Raw genomic sequence first — 23,025 nt, forward strand, 5'->3', positions numbered from 1 at the left:
TGGATGCGGCTCGCAGTGATCCCAGGAGACGGGATCGGGCCCGAGGTCATCGCTGAGGCCCTGAAGGTCCTCGGCGAGGTCGTTCCGGCGGCCGAGATCACTCGCTACGACCTCGGCGCGGCGCGCTGGCACGCCACGGGAGAGTTGTTGCCCGAGTCGGTGCTGGGGGAGCTTCGCCAGCACGACGCGATCCTGCTCGGCGCGGTGGGCGACCCGTCGGTGCCGAGCGGAATTCTGGAGCGCGGGCTGCTGCTGCGGCTGCGCTTCGAGCTCGACCACCACGTGAACCTCCGCCCCGCCCGTCTCTACCCCGGCGTCCGCAGCCCGCTCGCGGACCCGCCGGAGATCGACATGGTGGTGGTCCGCGAGGGCACCGAGGGCCCGTACGCGGGCAACGGCGGTCTGCTCCGCAAGGACACCCCGCACGAGATCGCGACCGAGGTCTCGCTCAACACGTCGTTCGGTGTGGAGCGCGTCGTCCGCGACGCCTTCGCCCGCGCGTCGGCCCGTCCGCGTCGCCACCTGACGCTGGTGCACAAGACGAACGTCCTCACGCACGCCGGCTCGCTGTGGTCGCGCGTCGTCGAGGAGGTCTCGCTGCAGCACCCGGACGTCACGGTCGCGTACCAGCACGTGGACGCGGCCACGATCCACCTGGTCACCGACCCGGCCCGCTACGACGTGATCGTGACGGACAACCTGTTCGGCGACATCCTGACCGACCTCGCCGCCGCCGTCACGGGCGGAATCGGCCTGGCCGCGTCCGGCAACCTGGACGTGACGCGCCGCAACCCGTCGATGTTCGAGCCGGTGCACGGCTCGGCGCCCGACATCGCGGGCCAGGGCATCGCGGACCCGACCGCCGCCGTGCTGTCGGTGGCGTTGCTGCTCGACCACCTCGGTGAGCACGAGGCGTCGCGCCGGATCGAGGCCTCCGTGGCGTTCGACCTCGCGACCCGCGACCACCAGTCGCCGGGCGCGACCTACGCGATCGGCGACAGGCTCGCGGCTCTCGTGTCGTCGAACGTGCGCACGGGCTGAGCCGGTCCTGTCAGACGTTTCGAAGCCCGGCCGGGGATCCCCGGCCGGGCTTCGACGTCCTCGGCGCTGATCGGCTCCTGTCCGCGCCGGTCAGAGCTGGCCGTTGGCCTCACGCCACGCGCGCTCCTTCTGGATCCACTCGTTGTCCTGCGGGAACTCGTCGATCGTCGGCACCCGGCGGATCTCGGTCTTGAACCCGGCCGCCTTGATCGGGCTGCGCTTGGCCCACTCGACCGCTTCCTCCTTCGACGCCACGTTGATGAGGTAGAAGCCGTTGAACAGCTCCTTGGCCTCGCCGTACGGGCCGTCGGTGACGATCGGCGGCTCGGCGGAGAAGTCGACGACGACGCCCTGCGCCGGGTCGTCCAGGCCCTCGGCGGCCAGCAGGACGCCCGCGCGGATCATCTCGTCGTTGAAGCGGCCGGTCAGCTCCATCATCTTCGCGAAGTCGACGTCGCCCAGGTTCGCCCACGCCTCGTCGGTCGCGCGCCAGATCAGCATGAACTTCACGGTGTGTCTCCCTGTGTCCCGCGTGGGCCGCTTCAGCCCCCGGCACCCCCAGGTCGAACGGGTCCGGCGCCGGATCGACACGGCGCCCGAACTTTTCGGAAGATTTTCTGTTGCCGCAGCTCAGGCGCGGTGAGGGCGTGTGGGGCGACCGCGGCCGCGTGCCGAGGTCCACGTCACTTGCGCGAACTTCCTGCAAGCCCTGTGCAGAAAGCGGGTTACAGTACGGGCGTCGTGCACGGGGGAAGTCCGGTCGAAGTCCGGCGCTGACCCGCAACGGTAGGTCCCCGAGGGGACGAGCCCGATCACCCGCACACGGCAGCCAGAGGAATCCGACTCCTGCCGTGGTCTGCGGGAAGGGCACATGTGATCGGGAAGATCAGCGCGCTCGTCGGCGTGCTCGCCGTCAGCATCGTCGCGGGCGTGGGGCTGGGCCCCGTCTCCGTCCCGTTCGACCTCACCCTCCAGTTGCTGCACGCGGCCGTCACCGGCGGCACGGTCCCCGCCGACCTCGCCGGGCAGTACCACATCGTCTGGGACATCCGGTTGCCCCGCGTCCTGCTGGCCGCCGTGGTCGGTGCCGGTCTCAGCACCGTCGGCGTGGCCATCCAGGCGATGGTCCGCAACGCGCTCGCCGACCCGTACGTCCTCGGCATCTCTTCGGGAGCAAGCGTCGGAGCGACAGCCGTGGCGACGATGGGCGTCCTCAGCGGTCTCGGCGTCTACGCGCTGTCGACGGGCGCGTTCCTCACCGGGCTCGGGGCGACCGCTCTCGTGTACATCACCGCGCGCACGAACCGGGGGCTGACGCCGCTGCGGCTGGTGCTGACCGGGACCGCGCTGGCGTACGGCTTCTCCGCCGTGGCGATGCTGCTGGTGTTCCAGGCGCCCCACGGGGAGGCCGCGCGTGCGGCGATGTTCTGGTTGCTGGGCAGCCTCGGCGGGGCGGACTGGAGGTCGTTGCCCGTCGCCACGGTCGTGACGGTGCTCGGGATCGTCTACCTGATGACCAGGGCGCGGCAGCTCAACGCGCTGGCGATGGGGGACGAGACCGCGACCACGCTCGGCGTCGCCGTCACCCGGTTCCGCACGCACCTGTTCATCGTCACGGCGGGCATCACCGGGGTGCTGGTGGCGGTCAGCGGCGCGGTGGGCTTCGTCGGGCTGATGCTGCCGCACCTCACCCGCATGGTCGTGGGGGCCGACCACCGCAGGGTCCTGCCGCTCGCCCCCCTCGCCGGCGCGAGCTTCCTGGTCTGGGTGGACGTGGCCGCCCGCATGCTCGCGGCTCCGGAGGAGCTGCCGCTCGGTGTCATCACGGCCGCGATCGGCGTGCCGTGCTTCATCTTCCTCATGCGCCGCAGGGCCTACGTCTTCGGAGGACGTTGATGCGCGCCGAGATCGACCAGGTGACCGTCCGCGGGATCATCGAGGGCATCACGCTGCACGCCGAGAACGAGGTCGTGGGCATCGTCGGCCCGAACGGCAGCGGCAAGTCCACCACGCTGCGCTGCGTCTACCGCGCGCTGAAGCCGGACGCGGGCACCGTGCTGATCGGCGGTCAGAGCGTCCACAGGCGACAGGACCTCGCCCGCGAGCTCTCGGCACTGACGCAGGAGTCGCAGGTCGAGTTCGACTTCACCGTCGCCGAGGTCGTGGAGATGGGCCGCCTGCCGCACCGGCGCGATCCCGCCCGCGACCGCCGCGTCGTCGCCGAGGCACTGGCCAGGGTGGACGTGGCGCACCTCGCCGGGCGCAGCTTCCTCAGCCTCTCCGGCGGCGAACGCCAGCGCGTGCTCATCGCGCGGGCGGTCGCGCAGGAGCCGGAGGTGCTGGTGCTGGACGAGCCGACCAACCACCTCGACATCCGCCACCAGCTCGACGTGCTGGCGCTCGCCCGCGGGCTGGGCGTCACCGTGCTGACCGTCCTGCACGACCTCAACCTCGCCGCGTCCTACTGCGACCGCCTCTACGTCCTCGACGAGGGCCGCGTCGTCGCGCACGGCACGCCGGAGGAGGTCCTGGTGCCCGAGCTCGTCGCCAAGGTCTTCCACGTCACCGCGCACGTCGTCCGGCACCCCACCACGGGAGTTCCCCAGCTCCTGTTCGACCAGGAGGTCACCCCTTGAGAACCGCTCTCGCCGCCGCCGCCCTGCTGCTCGTCTCCGGCTGCGGTGCCACCGTCGCGCAGGACACCTCCGCGACGGACCCGGTGACCGTCACCAACTGCGGTCAGCAGGTCACCTTCGACGAGGTGCCGTCCAAAGTGGTCACCAACGACACCGGCATCACCGAGCTGATGTTCGCGCTGGGTCTCAAGGACCGCATGGCCGGGTACGTCGTCGACGGCGACAACACGGTCGACCTCCAGACCTCGCCGTGGAAAGCGGACTTCGACAGCACGAGGAAGCTCGCCGACAAGATCTCCAAGGAGGTCGTGCAGGGCGCCAACGCCGACCTCGTGTTCGCCGGCTGGAACTACGGCTTCAGCGAGAGCACCGGCTTCACCCCGGACGCGCTGAAGCAGCTCGGGATCGGCAGCTACCTGCTCACCGAGTCGTGCCGCAACGGCGCGGGCAAGCAGCGCGGCATCATGCCGGCGCTCGACGCGCTCTACACGGACCTGCGCAACCTCGGCAAGATCTTCCGGGTCGAGGCCAAGGCCGAGGAGCTCGTCCAGAGCTACCGGCGGCGGATCGAGAACGCGGGCAAGCTCATGGCGGGCAAACCGCGGCCGAAGGTGTTCCTCTACGACAGCGGCCAGGACCAGCCGTTCACGTCCGGCAGGAACGCGGCGCCGCAGGACATCATCGGCAAGGCCGGTGGCGACAACGTCTTCGGCGACCTCGACGACAGCTGGACCACGGTCAACTGGGAGGCCGTCGTGCAGCGCGCCCCCGACGTCGTGCTGATCGTGGACTACGCCGACGGCGAGGCGAACACACCCGCGCAGAAGCAGGCGTTCCTGGAGGGGTTCGCGCCGCTGCGGAACTCACCGGCGATCAAGAACAAGCGCTTCTACTCGCTGCCGTACGCGGCGCTCGTCGAGGGCCCCCGCAACCCCGCGTCCGTCGAGGCCTTCGCGAAGTACCTGGCACAGGTGTGACCCCGTGACCAGATAGTGGGAGATTTCTTCCCGGCGCTTGGTACGTCGTGCTGAGCTGTGGCAGCATCCGAAGCATGGCTCAGCACCTCGCCACCATTATCGACGAGCGCGTCGGGTAGTGCCGCCCCTGGCACCCGACGCGCAGACCTCTCGCATCCGCGGGGGGTCTTTTTGTTTGCCCGGATGAGGAGATGACCCCGATGGCCGGCCCGAACGACGAGTTCCACGTCTACGACACGACGTTGCGCGACGGCGCACAACGCGAGGGCATTTCGTACTCCGTCACGGACAAGCTCGCGGTCGCGCGGCTGCTCGACGGGCTCGGCGTCGGTTTCATCGAGGGCGGCTGGCCCGGCGCACTGCCCAAGGACACCGAGTTCTTCGCCCGCGCGGCGGCCGGTGACCTGGAGCTCGCGCACGCGCAGCTCGTTGCGTTCGGGGCGACCCGCAGGGCGGGCGTCAGGGTCGAGGACGACCCGCAGGTCAAGGCGCTCCTCGACAGCCAGGCGCCGGTCGTGACGCTCGTGGCGAAGTCGGACCTGCGCCACGTCGAGCGGGCACTGCGCACCGACGCGGAAGAGAACCTCAGGATGGTGCACGACACCGTCAAGTTCCTGAAGGACCACGGAAGGCGCGTCTTCCTCGACGCCGAGCACTTCTTCGACGGCTACGCGTTCTCCCCGGACACCGCGCTGCGCGTGCTGGAGTCCGCTGTGGAGGGTGGCGCGGACGTCGTCGTGCTGTGCGACACGAACGGCGGCCAGCTCCCGCTGGGGCTCGCCGAAACCGTCGCCGAGGTCGTCGAGAAGACCGGTTTCCGGGTGGGGATCCACTGCCAGGACGACACGTCCTGCGCGGTGGCGAACACCATCGCGGCCGTCCAGGCGGGCGCGACGCACGTTCAATGCACCGCGAACGGTTACGGCGAGCGAGCGGGCAACGCGGACCTGTTCGCCGTCGTGGGAAACCTCGTGACCAAGCTCGGCATGGAGGTGCTCCCGACCGGGGCGCTGGCCGAGCTCACCCGCGTCTCCCATGCGTTGGCCGAGATCGCGAACATCGCACCCGACACCCACCAGGCCTACGTCGGGTCGTCGGCATTCGCCCACAAGGCGGGTCTGCACGCGAGCGCGATCAAGGTGGATCCGGAGCTCTACAACCACATCGTTCCGGAAGCCGTCGGCAACGACATGCGGGTGCTGGTCACCGAGATGGCCGGCCGGGCGAGCATCGAGCTCAAGGGACGTGAGTTCGGTCTCGACCTGGCCGGCCGGGGGACCGAGGTCGGCAGCGCTCTGCAGCGCGTCAAGGAACTCGAGTCGAAGGGCTGGTCGTTCGAGGCGGCCGACGCGTCGCTCGAGCTCCTGCTGCGGGCCGAGCTGTCCGAACTGGACGGTCCGCCGCCGTTCGCGCTGGAGTCCTACCGGGTCGTGCTGGACCACCGCTCCGACGGCGAGATCGTGTCGGAGGCCACGGTCAAGGTGCACGTGGCGGGGCAGCGGGTGATCGCCACCGCCGAGGGCAACGGTCCCGTGCACGCGCTGGACGCGGCCCTGCGCAAGGCGTTGCTGCCGCACCTGTCCTGGTTGGACACCGTGGAGCTGGCCGACTACAAGGTGCGCATCCTCACCGAGCACCCCAAGCAGGGCATGCACGGCACGGACGCGGTGACGCGCGTGCTGGTCGAGTCGACGGACGGCGAGCGCGAGTGGACCACGGTGGGGGTGCACGGCAACATCGTCGAGGCCTCCTGGCTCGCGCTGCGCGACGCCCTCGCGCACAAGTCGATGAGGGCGAGCACGCCGGTCTAGAGTTGGACCGTGCGCATTGCCAGGATTGCTCATCCCCAAGGCGTGGCCTTCGTCGCCGTTCACGGCGACGAAGCCGCGGAGATCGCCGAACACCCCTTCGGCACGCCCACGTTCACCGGCAGGAAGTGGCCGCTGGCCGACGTCAGGCTGCTGGCGCCGATCCTACCGACCAAGATCATCGGGGTGGGTCGCAACTACGCCGACCACGCGGCGGAGCTCGGCAACGAGGTCCCCTCGGAGCCGTTGCTGTTCTTCAAGCCGAACACCTCGGTGATCGGGCCGAACGTCGAGATCAAGATCCCGGCCGTCGCGGAGCGCGTCGACTTCGAGGGCGAGCTGGCGGTCATCATCGGCCAGCCGTGCCGGGAGGTGCCGAAGGCCAAGGCGATGGGCGTGGTGATGGGCTACACCATCGCCAACGACGTCACGGCGCGCGACCTGCAGAAGAAGGACGTGCAGTTCACCAGGGCCAAGGGCTTCGACACGTTCTGCCCGATGGGTCCCTTCATCGAGACGGAGTTCGACCCGTCCGACGTCCGGGTCGTCACCGAGGTCGACGGCGAGGTCAAGCAAGACGGACGTACTTCCTCGATGGTGCACGACATCCCGTCGCTCATCGAGTACGTCTCCGGGATCATGACGCTGCTGCCCGGCGACGTGGTCCTGACCGGGACGCCGGCCGGTGTCGGACCGCTGACGGCCGGTCAGACGGTGTCCGTGACGGTGGACGGCCTTGGCACGCTCACCAATCCGGTCGCAAATAGGTAGCCGTACGGAGCAATCCGGCGTCCGGCAGGTTACGCGCGGGGGTACCCGCTAGTAACTTCCCGGTGTCATGACGGACCTGGCGTCCACCCGTGTGCTGCTCGTCGACGGTTCGCAGCTCATCACCGAGGGGCTGCGGATCTCGCTGCACCGCACGCATTGCTTCCGAGTCGTGGGCATCGCCCACACCGTGGCCGATGCCGCGCGTTGTCTGCGCAGCGTGCTGGTGGACCTGGTCGTCACGGACTTCGACGTGCCGGGCGCCGGACCGCTGCGCACCGTGCGGGACACGGCGCAGCTCCGGCCGAACGCCCGTGTCGTCGTCCTGTCCAATGCGGACAGTTCGAGCTGGGCCCGCGCCGCGCTCGACGCCGGCGCGGTGGCCTACCTGCTGAAGACCTCACCCGTGGCCGAGCTGCTGCCGCTCATCGCGGCCGCCGTGCGGGGTGCTCCCGCCACGATCGACGCACGGGTGGGGTCGCTGGCGCGCCTGCCGGCGCGGATGCCCCCGCCCGCCGCGCTCGGCCGGCTGTCGGCCCGCGAGTTCGACGTGCTGGCCGAGATGGCGAAAGGGCTGGACAACGCCCGCATCGCCCAGCGGCTCTTCATCAGCAACGACACGGTGAAGACCCACGTCAAGGCGATCCTGCGCAAGCTCGGCGCGCGGGACCGCGCCCACGCCGTGGCGATGGTGCTCGGCGAGTCGTCCGAGGCCTTCGTCGCCACGTAGAGCTGTCACGACCTGGCGATGGTCTGCGGCTTCCTGCGGGCGAACCCGGGCGCGTGCTCCGGCCGGGGGCCGATCGCGACCAGGTATGCGGGCACCGCCTGCAGGAGCGGGAACCGCTGCGCCACCTCCAGCATGAACGGCGTGCCCGTGCTGGAGACCGTCTCGGTGCTGTTGAGCTTGCGGCCGAGGAACAGCCGGTGGATGAGCCGCTGCCCGGTCTGGATCACCAGCGTGGGGAACAGCCTGCGCCTGCGCACCTTCGCGAGCGTCGCGCCGGAGACCGCGCCCTCCCGCAACGGCTTCGCGAGCAGGGTGGCCGCCGCGACCGCGTCCTGCGCGGCCAGGTTGATGCCCACTCCGCCGACCGGCGACATCGCGTGCGCGGCGTCACCGATGCACAGCAGGCCGTCGACGTGCCAGCGCCGCAACCGGTCCAGCCTCACGTCGAGCAGCTTCACGTCGTCGAGGTCCTCGATGTGGTCCACGCGGTCCGCGAGCCACGGGACGAGCGTGCGCACGCGGTCGCGGAACTTCTCGACGCCCTCGGCGCGCAGCCGCCGGTCCGTCCCCTTGCGGATCAGGAACGCGCACTGGAAGTAGTCGCCGCGGGGGATGAGGACCAGCCCGCTGCCGGCGCTGAACCGTCCGGCGCCGCCCTTGACCGGATCGCTCTCGTTGCGCGGCAGGCGGAACCACCACACGTCCATCGGTGCGCCGAAGCGGTGGACGGGCAGGTCCACGGCGGCGCGCAGGATCGAACCGCGTCCGTCCGCCGCGACCACGAGGTCCGCCGCGATCTCGCCCTCGTGCCCGTCCACGCGGTCGCGGTACCTCACCCCCGTGACCCTGGCGCCGTTCCTGGTGATCGCCGTGACCTCGGTGTTCATCCGCAAGGTGAACGACGGTTCCAGCCGGCCCGCGTCGGCCAGCAGGTCCAGCAGGTCCCACTGCGGCACCATCGCGATGTGCTTGTGCGCGCCGGGAAGCCTGCTCAGGTCGGCGATCGTCGCCTTGCGGCCGCCGTCCAGCAGTGCCTCGAGCTTGTCCACGCGCTGCTGCGGCACCTGCTCGAACGCCGGCCCGAGCCCCAGCTCGTCCATCAGCGTGAGCGTCGACGCGTGCACCGTGTCGCCGCGGAAGTCGCGCAGGAAGTCGGCGTGCTTCTCCAGCACCGTGACCTCGACTCCGCCGCGCGCCAGCAGCAGCCCCAGCACCATCCCCGCCGGTCCGCCTCCGGCGATGAGGCAGGTTGTCCTCTCCATGACGATCCCCTCTTTTCAACCGCTGTTGAATAAAACCAGCATGCTCCCGATCGCCGAGCGCGTCAACCCGGTTCTCGGCGGCTGCTCCCGGCCGGCCGCTTGATCCACTGTGGACAGTCTGGGAAACCAGGCCTCGAAAGGGTTGCGACTGGGTGCACTGGCCGGGCGGCGGAGCTAGGGTGTCGCGCTCGCGGGACGATCCGGGCGAACGGAGGTGCGCACGTCGCGAAGCGACACTCGTCCGGGGGATTGCTTTCGGCGCCTGGAGGAGTGGAACTGGTTCGTTCGGGGCCTCAAGGTCTGCTTGATCGTGCAAGGATCTGGAGGAATCACCTCGTTAGCCGAATCGGACGAGGGCTCCGCGCACCTAGCCTCACGGGGTGACAACTGCGTCCCCGACTTTCACGCGTAAGAGAACCGGCGAGATCCGCGCTGTCTGCCTGGACGTCGACGACACACTTGTCGACTACAGCGCCTCTTCGCGCGCCGCGTTGGCCTCGATGGTCGGTAACGCCGACGCCTGGTCGTTGTGGCAGCGGATCACCGACGACCACGTCGCCCGCCAGCTCGCCGGCGAGCTCCAGTACGACCAGATGCGCAACATCCGCACCCAGGCGTTCTTCTCCGCCCTGGGCGAGGAGCTGTCCCTGGAGGAGGCCACCCGCCGTGAGCTGGGACGCCAAGAGGTCCTCTCGGCGGGCTGGTGCCTGTTCGCCGACGCGATCCCGATGCTCGACTGGCTGCGCGCCACGGGCCTCCCGATCGCCGCGATCAGCAACGCCTCCGGCCGCCACCAGCGCGTGAAGATCGCCCAGCTCGGCCTCGCCGAGTACTTCGACGCCGTGCTGATCGCCGGCGAGGTGGGCTGCGCCAAACCGGACCGCGTGATCTTCCACACGGCCTGCCTCGCCCTGGGTGTCCCGCCCGGCGACACCGTGCACGTCGGAGACCGCCTGCACGCCGACGCGATCGGCGCGCGGGACGCGGGGATGCACGGCGTGTGGATCAACCGGACGGGTCCGACCGGCGGAACGCTGCCCGCCGGGCTCTCCTCCATCACGACGCTGGCCGAACTGCCGGAGCTCCTCGTCTGCGAGCTGTCGGCCGCCACCGCGTGAGATCGCCCCGAGAGCGGCTCTCACCTGCGGGTTTGCCTGTGGGTGGGGGCCGATTTCACTTCTGGTGGGGACGTGGTCTAGTATTTCTCCCGGCAGCAACGAGGACCTCGGAACTCCCCAGGGACAACGAAGTCGATCGTGAAAGCCAATGGGGTATGGTGTAATTGGCAGCACGACTGATTCTGGTTCAGTTAGTCTAGGTTCGAGTCCTGGTACCCCAGCTGCAACGGAAGAACTACCGCTCTGGTAGGGTTTCGGAGCACAGCAGGACAAAGCAAGAAAATGAACTGAATAGCCGGATTTGGACCGGACAGAGCGATCTGATAAGGTTCACTCCAGCTAGAAGTTCTAGGGCCCCGTCGTCTAGCGGCCTAGGACGCCGCCCTCTCAAGGCGGTAGCGAGGGTTCGAATCCCTTCGGGGCTACAGAGGTGGGAGAGGCCTGTCAGCGGAAAGCGCTGACAGGCCTCTTTCGCATTGTCTTCTGGGGGCCGAGCCCCCAGACCCCCAGCCGGCGGGGCTTCGCCCCCCGGACCCCCGTAGGTTGAAGCCATTGCAGGGTGGGCTTCGCTTCGCTCGCCGGTCGGTGGGGCTTGGGTATTTGTGGCTGTTGTTTGGGTCACTTAGCCGGGTGCGTGTTGTTTTTCGGCCTGTTGTGCCATTGGTTGTGGGTAGAAAAGTGGCCGCGCTCTCGTGAGAGGCGGCCACTGGGTTATAGGCGGCTTTGCAGGGCTTCGGCTGCTGCCAGTAGGTCGGCTGCCCAGCGGGCGCCTGGGCGGCGGCCCATTCGGTCGATGGGGCCGCTTACCGAGACGGCTGCCACTACGGCGCCGGAGGAGTCTCTTACCGGGGCTGAGACCGAGGCGACGCCTGGTTCTCGTTCTGCCACGCTTTGGGCCCAGCCGCGGCGGCGGACCTCCAGGAGCGTGCGTTCGCCGTAGACGGCGTCGGCCAGCACCGCTCGTTGGGTGCCAGGGTCCGACCAGGCGGCCAGGACCTTGGCGCCCGAGCCCGCTGTCATGGGCAGGCGGGCGCCGATCGGCACCGTGTCCCGCAGGCCCGACGGCGGCTCGGCCGAGGAGATGCAGACCCGCTGCATGCCGTCGCGGCGGTAGAGCTGGACGCTCTCACCCGTGATGTCGCGCAGCCGGGGCAGCACCGAGGAAGCCGCGTCCAGCAACGGGTCCGTCGCGCCGCCCGCCAGCTCGGCCAGAGCCGCGCCGGGGCGCCAGCGGCCGTCGGAGCCGCGGCGCAGCAACCGGTGCACCTCCAGACCCACGGCCAGTCGGTGCGCGGTCGCTCGCGGCAGGCCGGTGCGATTGCACAACTCGGCCAGACCACACGGATCTTTCGCTACGGCGTTCAACACGGCCACTGCCTTGTCCAGCACGCCGATCCCGCTATGCTGTCCCACAAGCCGATACTAACTTCCCAGACAGTGAGAAGTCCAGATCTGTCGGCGCGTCCAGACTGTGGGAGATGTCGCGATGAGCCGCACGCTCGCGGAGAAGGTGTGGGAGGCACACGTTGTGCGCCACGGCAGTGGTGCGGAGCCGGACCTGCTCTACATCGACCTCCATTTGCTCCACGAAGTCACCAGCCCCCAGGCGTTCGACGGGCTCCGCCTCGCCAACCGCAAGCTGCGCAGGCCCGACCTGACGATCGCCACCGAGGACCACAACGTCCCGACCGTCGACATCGACAAGCCCATCGCGGACCCCGTGTCGCGCCTGCAGGTCGAAACGCTTCGCCGCAACTGTGCGGAGTTCGGCGTGCGGCTGCACCCGATGGGTGACCTGGAGCAGGGCATCGTCCACGTGGTGGGCCCCCAGCTCGGCCTCACGCAGCCCGGTATGACCGTGGTGTGCGGCGACAGCCACACGTCCACGCACGGCGCGTTCGGCGCGCTGGCGTTCGGCATCGGCACGTCCGAGGTCGAGCACGTGATGGCGACGCAGACGCTGCCGTTGCGTCCGTTCAAGACGATGGCCATCAACGTCGACGGAGCTCTCCAGCCCGGCGTCACGGCGAAGGACATCATCCTCGCGGTCATCGCCAAGATCGGGACCGGCGGCGGGCAGGGCTACGTGCTCGAGTACCGCGGCGCGGCGATCGAGGAGCTGTCGATGGAAGCGCGCATGACGGTCTGCAACATGTCGATCGAGGCGGGCGCGCGCGCCGGCATGATCGCACCGGACGAGACGACTTTCGACTACCTCAAGGGTCGTCCGCACGCACCGTCCGGCGCGGACTGGGACGCGGCCGTCGCGTACTGGAAGACGCTGCGCACCGACGACGACGCGACCTTCGACGCGGAAGTGCACATCGACGCGGACGAGCTGACGCCGTTCGTCACGTGGGGCACGAACCCCGGCCAGGGCCTGCCCCTGGGCGCGAGCGTCCCCGACCCCGAGCAGATCGGGGACGACAACGAGCGCGTGGCCGCCGAGAAGGCGCTGACGTACATGGGTCTGGAGCCGGGCACGCCGCTGCGCGACATCCGCGTCGACACGGTGTTCCTCGGCTCGTGCACGAACGGGCGCATCGAGGACCTGCGCGCCGCCGCGGACGTCATCAAGGGCAAGCGCGTGGCCTCCGGCGTGCGGATGCTGGTCGTGCCGGGCTCGATGCGGGTGCGCAAGCAGGCCGAGGAAGAGGGCCTGGACAAGGTGTTCCTCGACGCGGGCGCCGAGTGGCGCCAGGCGGGCTGCTCGATGTGCCTTGGCATGAACCCGGATCAGCTCGCGCCGGGCGAGCGCAGCGCGTCGACCTCCAACCGCAACTTCGAGGGAAGGCAGGGCAAGGGCGGGCGGACGCACCTCGTCTCCCCGCTCGTCGCCGCCGCCACGGCCGTGCGCGGCACCCTCTCGGCCCCCGCAGACCTGGAGAACTGACCATGGATGCCTTCACCACCCACACGGGCGTCGGTGTGCCGCTGCGCAGGTCCAACGTGGACACCGACCAGATCATCCCGGCCGTCTACCTCAAGCGCGTGACCCGCAGCGGGTTCGAGGACGGCCTCTTCGCCGCCTGGCGCGGTGACGAGCACTTCGTGCTGAACCAGGAGCCGTTCAAGGCCGGCAGCGTCCTCGTGGCGGGCCCCGACTTCGGCACCGGGTCCTCCCGCGAGCACGCCGTCTGGGCGCTGATGGACTACGGCTTCCGCGTGGTCGTCTCGTCGCGTTTCGCGGACATCTTCCGGGGTAACGCGGGCAAGCAGGGGCTCGTGGCGGCGCAGTGCAGCCAGTCCGATGTCGAGCTGCTGTGGAAGCTGCTCGAGTCGGAACCCGGCACGCCGGTCACCGTGGACCTCACCGACAAGACCGTTCGCGCCAAGGACTTGGTGGCGCCGTTCGAGATCGACGACTACACCCGCTGGCGCCTTCTGGAAGGCCTCGACGACATCGCTTTGACACTGCGCCACGAGGCCGAGATCAGCGGATTCGAGGCCAATCGCCAGACTTGGTTGCCCACAACGGATCCGCTTCAGGCGGTCTGAGAGGGGGCCGGATTCTCCCCTTGAGAGGGGCGAATCCGGCGCCCGGAGTCCCTCGAAGGGGCGCAATTAGCCACGCCACAACGAAAACTTTGGCGTGGCGATTGGTATTTCTCGCGATTTGGGCCTACCGTTGCGTTCTAGTCGGCCCGACGCTTAGGGCCGTGAGCGTCCTGGGAGGGACTGAAGGTGAACAAGGCCCAGCTCATCGAGGCGCTCGCCGAGCGCCTGGGAGACAAGAAGACCGCGGGTGCTGCTGTTGACGGCATCGTCGATGTGATCGTGCGGAGCGTCAACAAGGGCGAGAAGGTCAACATCACGGGCTTCGGCGTCTTCGAGAAGCGCGCCCGTGCGGCTCGCACTGCGCGCAACCCGCGCACGGGCGAGACCGTGAAGGTCAAGAAGACCAACGTGCCCGCGTTCCGCCCTGGCTCGACGTTCAAGGACGTCATCAGCGGTGCGAAGAAGCTGCCGAAGGCCGTGGCGGCCAAGCCGGCCGCGAAGCCCGCCGCCGCTGCCGCCGCGAAGCCCGCGGCTGCCAAGGCTCCGGCGACCAAGGCTGCGACCACGCGCGCCACCACGACGCGCACCCGTACGGCCGCTGCCGCCACCAAGGCGCCGGCGACCCGTCGCACCACCACCGCGGCCGCCGCGAAGACCACGGCTGCCAAGGCGCCCGCGAAGGCGACCGCCACGAAGACCGCCGCCGCCAAGACGACGACGGCTGCGAAGGCCCCCGCGGCCCGCAAGACCGCCGCCGCCAAGACGACGACGGCTGCCGCCAAGACGACGACGGCTGCGGCCAAGACCACGACGGCTGCGGCCAAGCCGGCCACGAAGACGGCGGCCGCGAAGCCGGCGGCTCGCAAGACGGCTGCCAAGAAGAAGTGAGACGGGCCTCCTTTGAGAGGAGGCTGCGTCACTTCGGTACTACACGCGGAAGGCCTCGGTGTGCGCACACCGGGGCCTTCCGCGTGTCCGGGGGAGGCCCCGGGGTGTTCGGGGGAGCTCCCGTTTCTTGGGGTGTCCGGTAGGGATGTCGGGGGCGGCGGAGGTGCTTGGCACGCTGGAGGGCCGGCACCGCCTTCGAGGCGACCGCTCGCCGCCGGGTGCCTGGCCTGCCGGGAGGCTCGCCGAGGTCGGTGGAGGTGCTTGGCGCGCCTGAAGGGCTTGTCAGCGCAGCAGCGCCGCGTGCCTGCCGACGGGACGCTCGGCCTGCCGAGCAGGTTCGCCGAGGTCGGCGGAGGCGGTTGGCGGGCCTGGAGGGTCTGTCGGCGCGGGGGCACCGCCCTGGAGGCGCGCCGCTCGGCCGACGGATTACCTGGCCTGCCGAGCAGGTTCGCCGAGGTCGGCGGAGGCGGTTGGCGCGCCTGGACGGCCTGTCGGCGCGGAAGCACCGTCCTGAGAGCGGGCTATCTGCCCACGAGGCACCTGGGCCTGCCGGGAAAGCCCATCGAGGGGCGGCGGAGGTGCTTGGCGCGCCCGGAAGTGCGCCCCATGAACTCCATCGACACTTCGTCGGCGCACTACACCGGTGACACAACGCCCTTCGAAGAACCGGCACCCCGGCCAGGAACGGCGATGCCGGAGAAGCGTTCACCCGCCGCCGGAAACCCCGTCCCGCATTGGGGCCGCACTCGCCGGAAGAGCGATTCCCCGGCCCAGCCGAACCGGCACCGCCCCCAATGCGCACAACGCCGCGGAAGCCCTCGAATCGCGCCGCCCGCCAATAGTCATAACGCCGGCACACCCGCGAACCTCTCCCCGGAGAAGCGAAACCGCCGCCTGCCGGCCCGACTTGGTTGCCAGAGGCGAACTGTCGTCGGAGCGGAAGGCGGCGGCGGAGAAAGGCCGTGAGCAGTTCCCCGGGACCCCGACAGCCCCTCAGGGGCGCGGCAGCGCCGAGGCCACGTAGTACGCCGACACCAGGGCTGGCCAGCGCGAAGGCGAGTCCGAAGTGGACCACGTGCCGAACGGCCTGGTGAAGGCCAGCAGCCACGTGCTGCCCTTCTTGCAGGGGATCTCGTCGAGCCTCAGCCCGCCCATCTCGGCCAGCGTCTGCACCATCGAGGGGATCACGCCGCCCTGCGAGGACACGACGGCCCTGCCTTCTTCGGTCGCGACCTCCAGCAGGCGCACCAGGCCCGCCTCCGGGTCGGGCCAGTAGCCCTCCTCCGACAGCCGCGGCTCCTCGACCAGCTCCACGGAGAGGTCCTCGGCCACGCCTCGCACCGTGTCCACACAACGCACCCTGGGAGCGGAGTGCACACGCGTGGGCGACCACAGCGGCAGCAACGAGCGCAGTGCCGCCGCCTGCCGCCAGCCGGCGTCGGACAGGGGCCGGAGGTCGTCGTCGCCGTCCCACTCGGACCGCTTGCCCGCCTTCGCGTGCCGCACGAGCAGCACGAGCGACAGGTCGGCCGGCAGGCGGGCGAACTCGGCGAGCACCTCGCGGTCCGGCTCGTAGGTCAGCAGCGCCGGTGCCTCGGCCAGCGGCAGCCACCGCAGCTCGTCGACCTCGTCGTTGACGGTGAAGGTGCCGGACACGGCCTCGGCGGCGAAGTAGTCCACCGTCTTGGCCGTGCCCCGGACCGAGTACGAGACCTGCCGCAGGTGGCGGCCGAGCACGCAGGAGAAGCCGGTTTCCTCCTCGACCTCGCGCACCGCGCAAGCCGGGATCGTCTCCCCGCGGTCGAGTTTGCCCTTGGGCAGCGACCAGTCGTCATAACGCCGGCGGTGCACCAGTGCGATTTCGACGTCACCGTCGGCCTCGCGCCAGAGCACCGCCCCAGCAGCTTTGATCACCCAAGAGCTCCGTGCCTGTGCAGCAGTTCCATCTGGTGGTCGCGGACGGAGGTCCCGTCGGACGGCGACGCTTCCCATTCTCCGTCGGAACGGAGGATCCAGCAGCGCGTGTGCGGGTCGAGCGCGGAGTCGAACATGTCCCCGAGCTGCTTGGTCAGGCGCGGGTCGGCCACGCGCACGGCCACCTCGACGCGCCGGTCCAGGTTGCGGTGCATCATGTCGGCGCTGCCGATCCAGTACTCGTCGCTCGCGACGAACCGGAAGACCCGCGAGTGCTCCAGGAACCGGCCGAGGATCGAGCGCACCCGGATGTTCTCCGACAGGCCCTTGATGCCGGGCTTGAGGCCGCAGATGCCGCGCACGACCACGTCGACGGGCACGCCGGCCTGCGACGCCCGGTACAGCGCGTCGATGACCTGCTCGTCCACGAGCGAGTTCACCTTGATCCGCACGCCGGACGGCTGACCGGCCTGCGCGGCCTCGATCTCGTGGTGGATGCGTTCGACGATGCCCTTGCGGACGCCGTAGGGCGCGACGAGCAACGAGCGGTACTCGTCCTGGCGCGCGTAGCCGGTCAGCACGTTGAACAGGTCCGTGAGGTCCGCGCCGATCGTCGGCTCGGCGGTGAGGATGCCGACGTCCTCGTACAGCCGGGCGGTCTTCGGGTTGTAGTTGCCCGTGCCGATGTGGCAGTAGCGCCGGATCGTCGAGCCCTCCTGGCGCACCACGAGCGAGGTCTTGCAGTGCGTCTTCAGGCCCACCAGGCCGTAGACGACGTGCACGCCCGCCTTCTCCAGCGTGCGAGCCCACTTGATGTTCGCCTGCTCGTCGAAGCGGGCCTTGATCTCCACCAGGGCCACGACCTGCTTGCCCGCCTCGGCCGCGTCGATCAGCGCGTCCACGATGGGCGAGTCGCCGGAGGTGCGGTACAGGGTCTGCTTGATGGCCAGCACGTGCGGGTCCGCGGCGGCCTGCTCGATGAAGCGCTGCACGGACGTGGAGAACGAGTCGTACGGGTGGTGCACCAGCACGTCGCCCTCGCGCAGCGTCGCGAACACGCTCTTCGGCGTCTCGCGCTCGCCGAACGCCGGGTGCGTCGCCGGCACGAACGCCGGGTCCTTCAGCGTCTTGCGGTCGATGCCGTAGAGCTGCCACAGGCACGACAGGTCGAGCAGGCCGGGCACGGTCACGACGTCGTGCGGGTCGACCTCCATCTCCCGCAGCAGCAGTTCGAGCATGTGCTCGGTCATGTCGTCGGCGACCTCAAGGCGCACCGGCGGGCCGAACCGGCGCCGCGCGAGCTCGCGTTCCAGCGCCTGCAACAGGTCCTCGTCGCGGTCTTCCTCGACCTCGAGGTCCGCGTTGCGCGTCACGCGGAACGCGTGGCACTCGATGACCTCCATGCCCGCGAACAGCTCGCCCAGGTGCGCGGCGATGAGTTCCTCCAACGGCAGGAAGGTCGCCGATGAGGACGACCGGTCCGCCTCGACGCGGACGAGCCGCGGCACGTTGTCCGGCACCTTCACGCGGGCGAACCGCTCGCCACCGCCCTCGGGGTCGCGCACGGTCACCGCGAGGTTCAGCGACAGCCCGGAGATGTAGGGGAACGGGTGCGCCGGGTCGACCGCGAGCGGCGTCAGGACCGGGAACACCTGCTCGCTGAAGTAGTTGGACAGTCGCAGCCGGTCGTAGTCGGTGAGATCGCCCCAGGTCACGATGCTGATCTGGTGCTGCTCCAGGCCGGGGCGGATGTGGTCGAGGAACGCGCGGGCGTGCTGCTCGACGAGCTCCTGCGAGCGCTTGGAGATCCCCACGAGCTGCTCGCGCGGGGTGAGCCCGTCCGCGCTGCGCACCGACAGGCCCGTCTCCGCGCGCCGCTTCAGGCCCGCCACCCTGACCATGTAGAACTCGTCGAGGTTCGAGGCGAAGATCGCGAGGAACTTCGCGCGCTCCAGGAGGGGCTGCGAGGAGTCCTCCGCCAGCGCGAGCACGCGGGCGTTGAAGTCCAACCAGGACAGTTCACGGTTGAAGTACCGGTCGTCCGGGAGGTCGGTCGGCAGCACGCTCGACGTCACCGCGGGCGGTGCGGAGGGCACGCCGCGCAACGGAGCGGCGGCCTCGGGGCCTCGCTCGACCTTCGCCCGCGTCGTGGACACCCGCCGGGTCGCCGCACGAGGCTGTTGGCGCGGGGTCGCCGGTTCGGCCTTCGCGCGCGGCGCGCGGCGTCGGGATGGGGTCGCCTTGCCGTCAGGGTTCTCCGTGCTCACATCCAGCATTGTTCCGCACGATCGCCGTGAGCGCCCCTGAGCAGGACGTCCGTTCGGTGAACTCCTCGTCACAGAACAGGCATGCGCAGGGCCGTGACGACCCCATCGGGGCTACGTTCGAGGGTCACCCGTTGCCCCGGACGCAGCATTCGCCAGCCACCCGCTGTGACGGCTTCCGCACTCACGTCCAGCAGAACGCCGTCATCACGCAGAACGGTTGCGGAGCCATCACTGTCAAACGTAGACACCGTCGCCTGCACGGAGCAGAAGCCTAGACGTTCGGACCTACAGCTCTCGTCCGCCGCGCTGCCATGGTCGGTCCATGAAGGTTATTGCCACGGTGACCGCGGCGACCCTGTTGGCCTTCACCACGGCAGGTCTGGCAACGGCCGCGTCGGCCGAACCCAGGACTCCGCAGGTGGACAAACCACGTCTGCAGGCGGCGGCGAAGAACGTCCGCCTGAAGGCCTCACTTCCCGGTACCGAACGCGCCATCTCGATCGCCTTCGCCCAGTACGGGCACCGCGACGTGGCGTTCGTCAGCATGGAGACCGGGCTGAAGACGTTCGACGTCAGCGACCTCGACCGGCCGCGGCTCCTCGACCACCTCACCAAGGAGGAGCTGGCGCTGCCGGGCGACGACCCGGCGAAGCGCTTCTGGGAGAACGAGGACATCAACGTCGACCCCGTGCGCAAGCTCGCGTTCCTCGCGCGCGAGGTCAACTCGTTCGGGCGCACGCTGCCCGGCGACCGCCCGACCGGCAACTACATCGTGTCCGCTGTGGACCCGGCCGACCTGAGGGTGCTCGGGTTCCACCGCCAGCACACCGGCCACACGAGCACGTGCGTCAACGACTGCCAATTCCTGTGGACGGCGGGGCTGGACCGGTCGGACGAGAAGACCGGGCGGATCTTCGTCACGGACATCCGCGACCCGAAGACGCCGCGGGAGCTGCCGGTGTCGGTCGACGTCCGCGGTGAGGCGGGCGAGGGCAAGATCACGCACGACGTCCAGGTCGACGACCGCGGGGTGGCGTGGGTCGCCGGTGACGACGGCACCCGCGGCTACTGGACGCGGGGCTGGCACCGCGACCCGGTGAGCGGGAAGTTCCGCGAGGCGACGGCGTGGGACCCGGTGCCGTACGCGGGCGGCGCCGTGCCGAAGGCGGACATGCCGACCTCCTTCACGCACAACTCGTTCCGCCCGGTCGGCCGCACGCTCGACGACGGACCGCGTCCCACGCGGGAGAACCCGGCCGGCTCGCTGCTGCTGCACACCGAGGAGGCGTTCGGGTCGCCCACCTGCAAGACCGAGGGCCGGTTCGTCATCTCCTCGTTGCAGGGCACGCACAACGGCGAGGGCTGGGGCGAGACCCCGAAGGAGATGAGGACGGTCGGCATCTGGAGCCCCGACGACCAGGAGGGCACGATCCCCGGCGACGTCACGTGCTCCGCGCACTACTTCGACGTGCGGAAGCGGATCGTGGCCTACTCCTGGTACAACCAGGGCACCCGGTTCCTCGACATCTCCGACCCCACCAGGCCGATCCAGATCGGCTACTGGCGGCCGGACACCGCGACGTCGTGGGCGCCGTACTGGCACCGCGGCACCGTCTTCGTCGCCGACATCTCGCGCGGCGTCGAGATCCTGGAGCTGGAGAAGGGCGCCTACGACGCGCAGGCGAGCGGGACGAACGTGACGCTCACCGAGCACCACGCACGGGAACTGGCCAGGGAGAGCGACCGGGAACCCGTGCCGCTCGCCCCGAACCCGTTCTACGGCTGGGCCTGCCCGATGGTCGCGAGCCGCGACGACTCGGCGGACTGCGGTGTGGGGGCCTGCGGCGCGCCCTGCTGAGACCCGGACTGGTGGGGCCCGGGCTGGTGGGGCCCGGACTGGTGGGACGCGACCGCGTTCCGCGCGCGCCGGCGGGCGATCACCCGGCGGCCGAGGTCGATCATCGGGATCTCGACCGCCCGGTACAGCGCGCTCGCCAGTGCGAGCCCCATCGCCGTGACCACCACGGCCTGCCAGGGGCCGGACAGGTCCGGCCAGAAGAACCAGATGATCGTCGCGGCGATCGTCTGCACGAGGTAGAGCGAGTAGGAGCGCTCCCCGACGAACTGCATCGGCTTCGTGGACAGCAACGTCGTGGCCGGTCCTGGTGCGACCAGCGAGGTGAGCAGCACCGCCGTCGCGACCGCGTACAGCGGGATGACCAGCACGTGACCGGGGATCCCGCCGGTGCCGTCGAGGAGCTCGGCCGCCGGTTTCACGCTCAGGTGCGCGCAGGCGAACCCGATCGAGACGACCACCTGCGCGGCCGGGGTGGTGAGCGGGCGCAGCAGCGCGAACCCGCGCCGGCTGTGCAGCGCGATGGCGAGCAGGACACCGGTCAGGATCGAGAAGTAGTGCAGCGGCCAGCCGGGGTTGCTGTGCTCACCGGTGAAGTTGACGACCACGACCGCGAGCACCATGCCGAGGGCGGCGGCGCCGGCGCGGCGCTTGAGCACGACGGTGCCCAGCGCGATCGCCACCAACGGCCAGACCAGGTAGAACTTCTGCTCGATGCCCAACGACCAGGACTGCCCGTAGGGGCTCGCGTCGGCGAACTCGTTGGTGAAGGTCAGGAAGTACTTCAGCGCCGGGCCGATGCCGTTGCTCGTGAAAGTGCCGTAGAGCGCCGAGGCGGCCGCTGTCACGAGCAGCACCACGAAGTAGACGGGCAGGATCCGGAACGCCCGCCGCAGGTAGAACTCGGGGAGCGAGATCCGGCCGTTCCTGCGCTCCTCGCGCAGCATCAGCGTGGTGATGAGAAATCCGCTGAGGACGAAGAACAGCTGGACCCCGGCCCAGCCCTGCAGCCGGTCAGGGCCGCCGTAGTGGAAGAAGACGACCAGAACCGCGGCGATCGCGCGCAGGCCGTCAAGAGCGGGAAAGCGGCGCAACGCCAGGTAGTCGGCGTGCGTCAACGACTTCATGCAGTACACCTCGGGGGCAACACGTCGGGGGGAACGACGTCGGGGACACGTCGTCGGCATCAGGGGATACGGGTGTGAAGGTGCCGGAGTTCCCCATCACGTTGCTCTGGCCAACACATTCGTGTCGTTCGTCACGGTTTCAGCAGCGCGGCAATGGTGAGAGCTCCGACAACGGCGCCGCCGCGGCGACGCGCCATCCTTGCTGGGTCAGCGCTCCACCGTGGACTTCCAGCCAGTACGCGCCATCCGCCGGGTGCGTGGTCGCACCGCTGCGGACGTCCGTGACGTACGACGACTCCGACTGCCACGACACGAAGTCGCCGCTGACCCGCGGGAACACTATCCCCTCGGTCCTCGGCTCCTTTCTGATCCCGGCCAGCTCGCGCGGTTCGGCCCAGCCGGGGCGCCAGCCGTGCAGCTCGTCGCCCTGCGTCCACACCACCGTGCGGCCGTCCGACGCGACGGCGTCACCGGGCCTCGCGCTCTTCAGCGGGTCCGGCAGCGCGCCCTCGGCGCGGAACCTGCCGTCCTGCACCCAGATGACCGCGTCGCCGAGGAACACCGGCGTCCTGCCCTGGCCGACGACCTTGTCCTTCTTCTTCGCGAGGTCGTAGACGTGGACGCCCTTGCCGTCGCTCCAGGAGGCCTTGCCGTTGTGCACCACGGCTCCGCCGGACCCGATGCGCACGGGTGCGCCGTCGTTGCGCGCGTCCCACGCGTAGGTCGTCGTCGTGCGGTCGGGCGAGCCCGATGTGGTGGAGAACGTGACCCAGCGCCCGTCGAACTCGACGCCGAAGAGCCGCGCGTCGTCCTTCACCGCCATGACCTGCTGGCGCTTGCCGCGGTCGCGTAGCACCAGCTCGGTGGTCCGGTTGCGCGTCGTCCTCACCAGCGTCGTGCCGGCGTCCCCGTTCGCGGCGACGATGACGACCTCCTCGTGGGAACCGGACTCCGTCCTGGTGCGGGACAGGCGTTCCTCCCAGTCCCGGGGCAGGTCCACCCGGCACGTCCCGAGCGTGCCCGGTGCGGTGTGGCCGGTCGGCCGGCCGACAGGAACGGCGGCGACGCAGCCGGCGATGGCCGTGATCGCCGCCAGCGCGATGAGCGCTCGCATCAGTCTCCCAAGTCGTGATCAT

General features: G+C 69.9%; 19 protein-coding genes and 2 tRNA genes. 14 read left to right on the forward strand and 7 right to left on the reverse strand.

Annotated features, from left to right (window positions below; translation table 11 throughout):
• The first annotated feature begins 3 nt into the window (after positions 1-3).
• The gene (locus tag BMW88_RS24775; protein ID WP_089954472.1) at positions 4-1,041 is read left to right on the forward strand and encodes a 3-isopropylmalate dehydrogenase; all 1,038 of its coding nucleotides are present in this window, start codon (positions 4-6) and stop codon (positions 1,039-1,041) included.
• A 90-nt stretch (positions 1,042-1,131) separates the two neighbouring features.
• On the opposite strand, the gene BMW88_RS24780 is transcribed toward BMW88_RS24775, so the two are convergent.
• Positions 1,132-1,551, reverse strand: coding sequence for a YciI family protein (locus BMW88_RS24780; RefSeq protein WP_089954474.1), 420 nt, complete (start codon positions 1,549-1,551; stop codon positions 1,132-1,134).
• A 363-nt stretch (positions 1,552-1,914) separates the two neighbouring features.
• Between BMW88_RS24780 and BMW88_RS24785 the strand changes: the two genes are divergently transcribed.
• The 6 genes from BMW88_RS24785 (at position 1,915) to BMW88_RS24810 (ending at position 7,960) form a co-directional block, all read left to right on the forward strand.
• Positions 1,915-2,937 carry a FecCD family ABC transporter permease gene (locus BMW88_RS24785; protein ID WP_245778029.1) on the forward strand — a complete coding sequence of 341 codons (1,023 nt, stop codon included), beginning with the start codon at positions 1,915-1,917 and terminating at the stop codon, positions 2,935-2,937.
• Positions 2,937-3,677, forward strand: a complete 741-nt coding sequence (locus tag BMW88_RS24790; RefSeq protein WP_089954477.1) for an ABC transporter ATP-binding protein — start codon at positions 2,937-2,939, stop codon at positions 3,675-3,677. Before BMW88_RS24785 ends, BMW88_RS24790 begins: the two co-directional genes overlap by 1 nt.
• A complete protein-coding gene (locus tag BMW88_RS24795) occupies positions 3,674-4,654 on the forward strand; it encodes an ABC transporter substrate-binding protein (protein WP_089954492.1) in 981 nt (326 codons plus the stop codon). Before BMW88_RS24790 ends, BMW88_RS24795 begins: the two co-directional genes overlap by 4 nt.
• 200 nt (positions 4,655-4,854) lie before the next feature.
• Positions 4,855-6,465, forward strand: a complete 1,611-nt coding sequence (cimA, locus tag BMW88_RS24800) for a citramalate synthase (RefSeq protein ID WP_245778030.1) — start codon at positions 4,855-4,857, stop codon at positions 6,463-6,465.
• A gap of 9 nt (positions 6,466-6,474) precedes the next feature.
• Positions 6,475-7,233, forward strand: coding sequence for a fumarylacetoacetate hydrolase family protein (locus BMW88_RS24805; protein ID WP_089954498.1), 759 nt, complete (start codon positions 6,475-6,477; stop codon positions 7,231-7,233).
• Between the two features lie 67 nt (positions 7,234-7,300).
• Positions 7,301-7,960, forward strand: coding sequence for a response regulator transcription factor (locus BMW88_RS24810; RefSeq protein ID WP_089954501.1), 660 nt, complete (start codon positions 7,301-7,303; stop codon positions 7,958-7,960).
• Between the two features lie 5 nt (positions 7,961-7,965).
• Here the strand turns inward: BMW88_RS24810 and BMW88_RS24815 are convergent, their stop codons facing one another.
• Positions 7,966-9,222 (reverse strand): FAD-dependent oxidoreductase, encoded by a 1,257-nt coding sequence (locus tag BMW88_RS24815; RefSeq protein ID WP_089954503.1) that lies wholly within the window; start codon positions 9,220-9,222, stop codon positions 7,966-7,968.
• A 380-nt stretch (positions 9,223-9,602) separates the two neighbouring features.
• On the opposite strand from BMW88_RS24815, the gene BMW88_RS24820 reads away from it, so the two are divergent.
• From BMW88_RS24820 to BMW88_RS24830, 3 genes are all read left to right on the forward strand, one after another.
• Positions 9,603-10,340: an HAD family hydrolase gene (locus tag BMW88_RS24820; protein WP_089954506.1), complete on the forward strand. Its 738-nt coding sequence runs from the start codon at positions 9,603-9,605 to the stop codon at positions 10,338-10,340.
• A 149-nt stretch (positions 10,341-10,489) separates the two neighbouring features.
• Positions 10,490-10,561, forward strand: a tRNA-Gln gene (locus tag BMW88_RS24825).
• 131 nt (positions 10,562-10,692) lie between these two features.
• A tRNA-Glu gene (locus BMW88_RS24830) sits at positions 10,693-10,765 on the forward strand.
• Between the two features lie 286 nt (positions 10,766-11,051).
• Here the strand turns inward: BMW88_RS24830 and BMW88_RS24835 are convergent.
• On the reverse strand, positions 11,052-11,753 hold the full coding sequence (locus BMW88_RS24835) for an IclR family transcriptional regulator (RefSeq protein WP_177221282.1): 702 nt from the start codon (positions 11,751-11,753) through the stop codon (positions 11,052-11,054).
• A 73-nt stretch (positions 11,754-11,826) separates the two neighbouring features.
• Between BMW88_RS24835 and leuC the strand changes: the two genes are divergently transcribed.
• The 3 genes from leuC to BMW88_RS24850 all read left to right on the forward strand — a co-directional run bounded on the left by leuC (position 11,827) and on the right by BMW88_RS24850 (position 14,726).
• A complete protein-coding gene (leuC, locus tag BMW88_RS24840) occupies positions 11,827-13,233 on the forward strand; it encodes a 3-isopropylmalate dehydratase large subunit (RefSeq protein ID WP_089954509.1) in 1,407 nt (468 codons plus the stop codon).
• A gap of 2 nt (positions 13,234-13,235) precedes the next feature.
• On the forward strand, positions 13,236-13,838 hold the full coding sequence (gene leuD / locus BMW88_RS24845; RefSeq protein ID WP_089954511.1) for a 3-isopropylmalate dehydratase small subunit: 603 nt from the start codon (positions 13,236-13,238) through the stop codon (positions 13,836-13,838).
• Positions 13,839-14,024: 186 nt separating this feature from the next.
• Positions 14,025-14,726, forward strand: coding sequence for an HU family DNA-binding protein (locus BMW88_RS24850; RefSeq protein ID WP_089954514.1), 702 nt, complete (start codon positions 14,025-14,027; stop codon positions 14,724-14,726).
• Positions 14,727-15,719: 993 nt separating this feature from the next.
• On the opposite strand, the gene BMW88_RS24855 is transcribed toward BMW88_RS24850, so the two are convergent.
• Together BMW88_RS24855 and BMW88_RS24860 are read right to left on the reverse strand one after the other, a co-directional pair.
• Positions 15,720-16,637 (reverse strand): NUDIX hydrolase, encoded by a 918-nt coding sequence (locus BMW88_RS24855; RefSeq protein ID WP_245778036.1) that lies wholly within the window; start codon positions 16,635-16,637, stop codon positions 15,720-15,722.
• Positions 16,637-18,916 (reverse strand): RNA degradosome polyphosphate kinase, encoded by a 2,280-nt coding sequence (locus BMW88_RS24860; protein ID WP_218148197.1) that lies wholly within the window; start codon positions 18,914-18,916, stop codon positions 16,637-16,639. Before BMW88_RS24860 ends, BMW88_RS24855 begins: the two co-directional genes overlap by 1 nt.
• Before the next feature lie 313 nt (positions 18,917-19,229).
• Here BMW88_RS24860 and BMW88_RS24870 point away from each other — a divergent pair, with 313 nt between their 5' ends.
• Positions 19,230-20,765, forward strand: a complete 1,536-nt coding sequence (locus BMW88_RS24870) for an LVIVD repeat-containing protein (protein WP_143116227.1) — start codon at positions 19,230-19,232, stop codon at positions 20,763-20,765.
• Here the strand turns inward: BMW88_RS24870 and BMW88_RS24875 are convergent.
• Both BMW88_RS24875 and BMW88_RS24880 read right to left on the reverse strand, forming a co-directional pair.
• Complete coding sequence (locus BMW88_RS24875) at positions 20,684-21,889, reverse strand: acyltransferase family protein (RefSeq protein WP_089954526.1); 1,206 nt, start codon at positions 21,887-21,889, stop codon at positions 20,684-20,686. The genes BMW88_RS24870 and BMW88_RS24875 overlap by 82 nt on opposite strands.
• Before the next feature lie 139 nt (positions 21,890-22,028).
• Entirely contained in the window at positions 22,029-23,003 is a 975-nt protein-coding gene (locus BMW88_RS24880) for a hypothetical protein (protein WP_089954527.1), read from the reverse strand.
• Positions 23,004-23,025 lie beyond the last annotated feature (22 nt).

The organism is Lentzea xinjiangensis (assembly GCF_900110955.1).
Lineage (GTDB): Bacteria > Actinomycetota > Actinomycetes > Mycobacteriales > Pseudonocardiaceae > Lentzea > Lentzea xinjiangensis.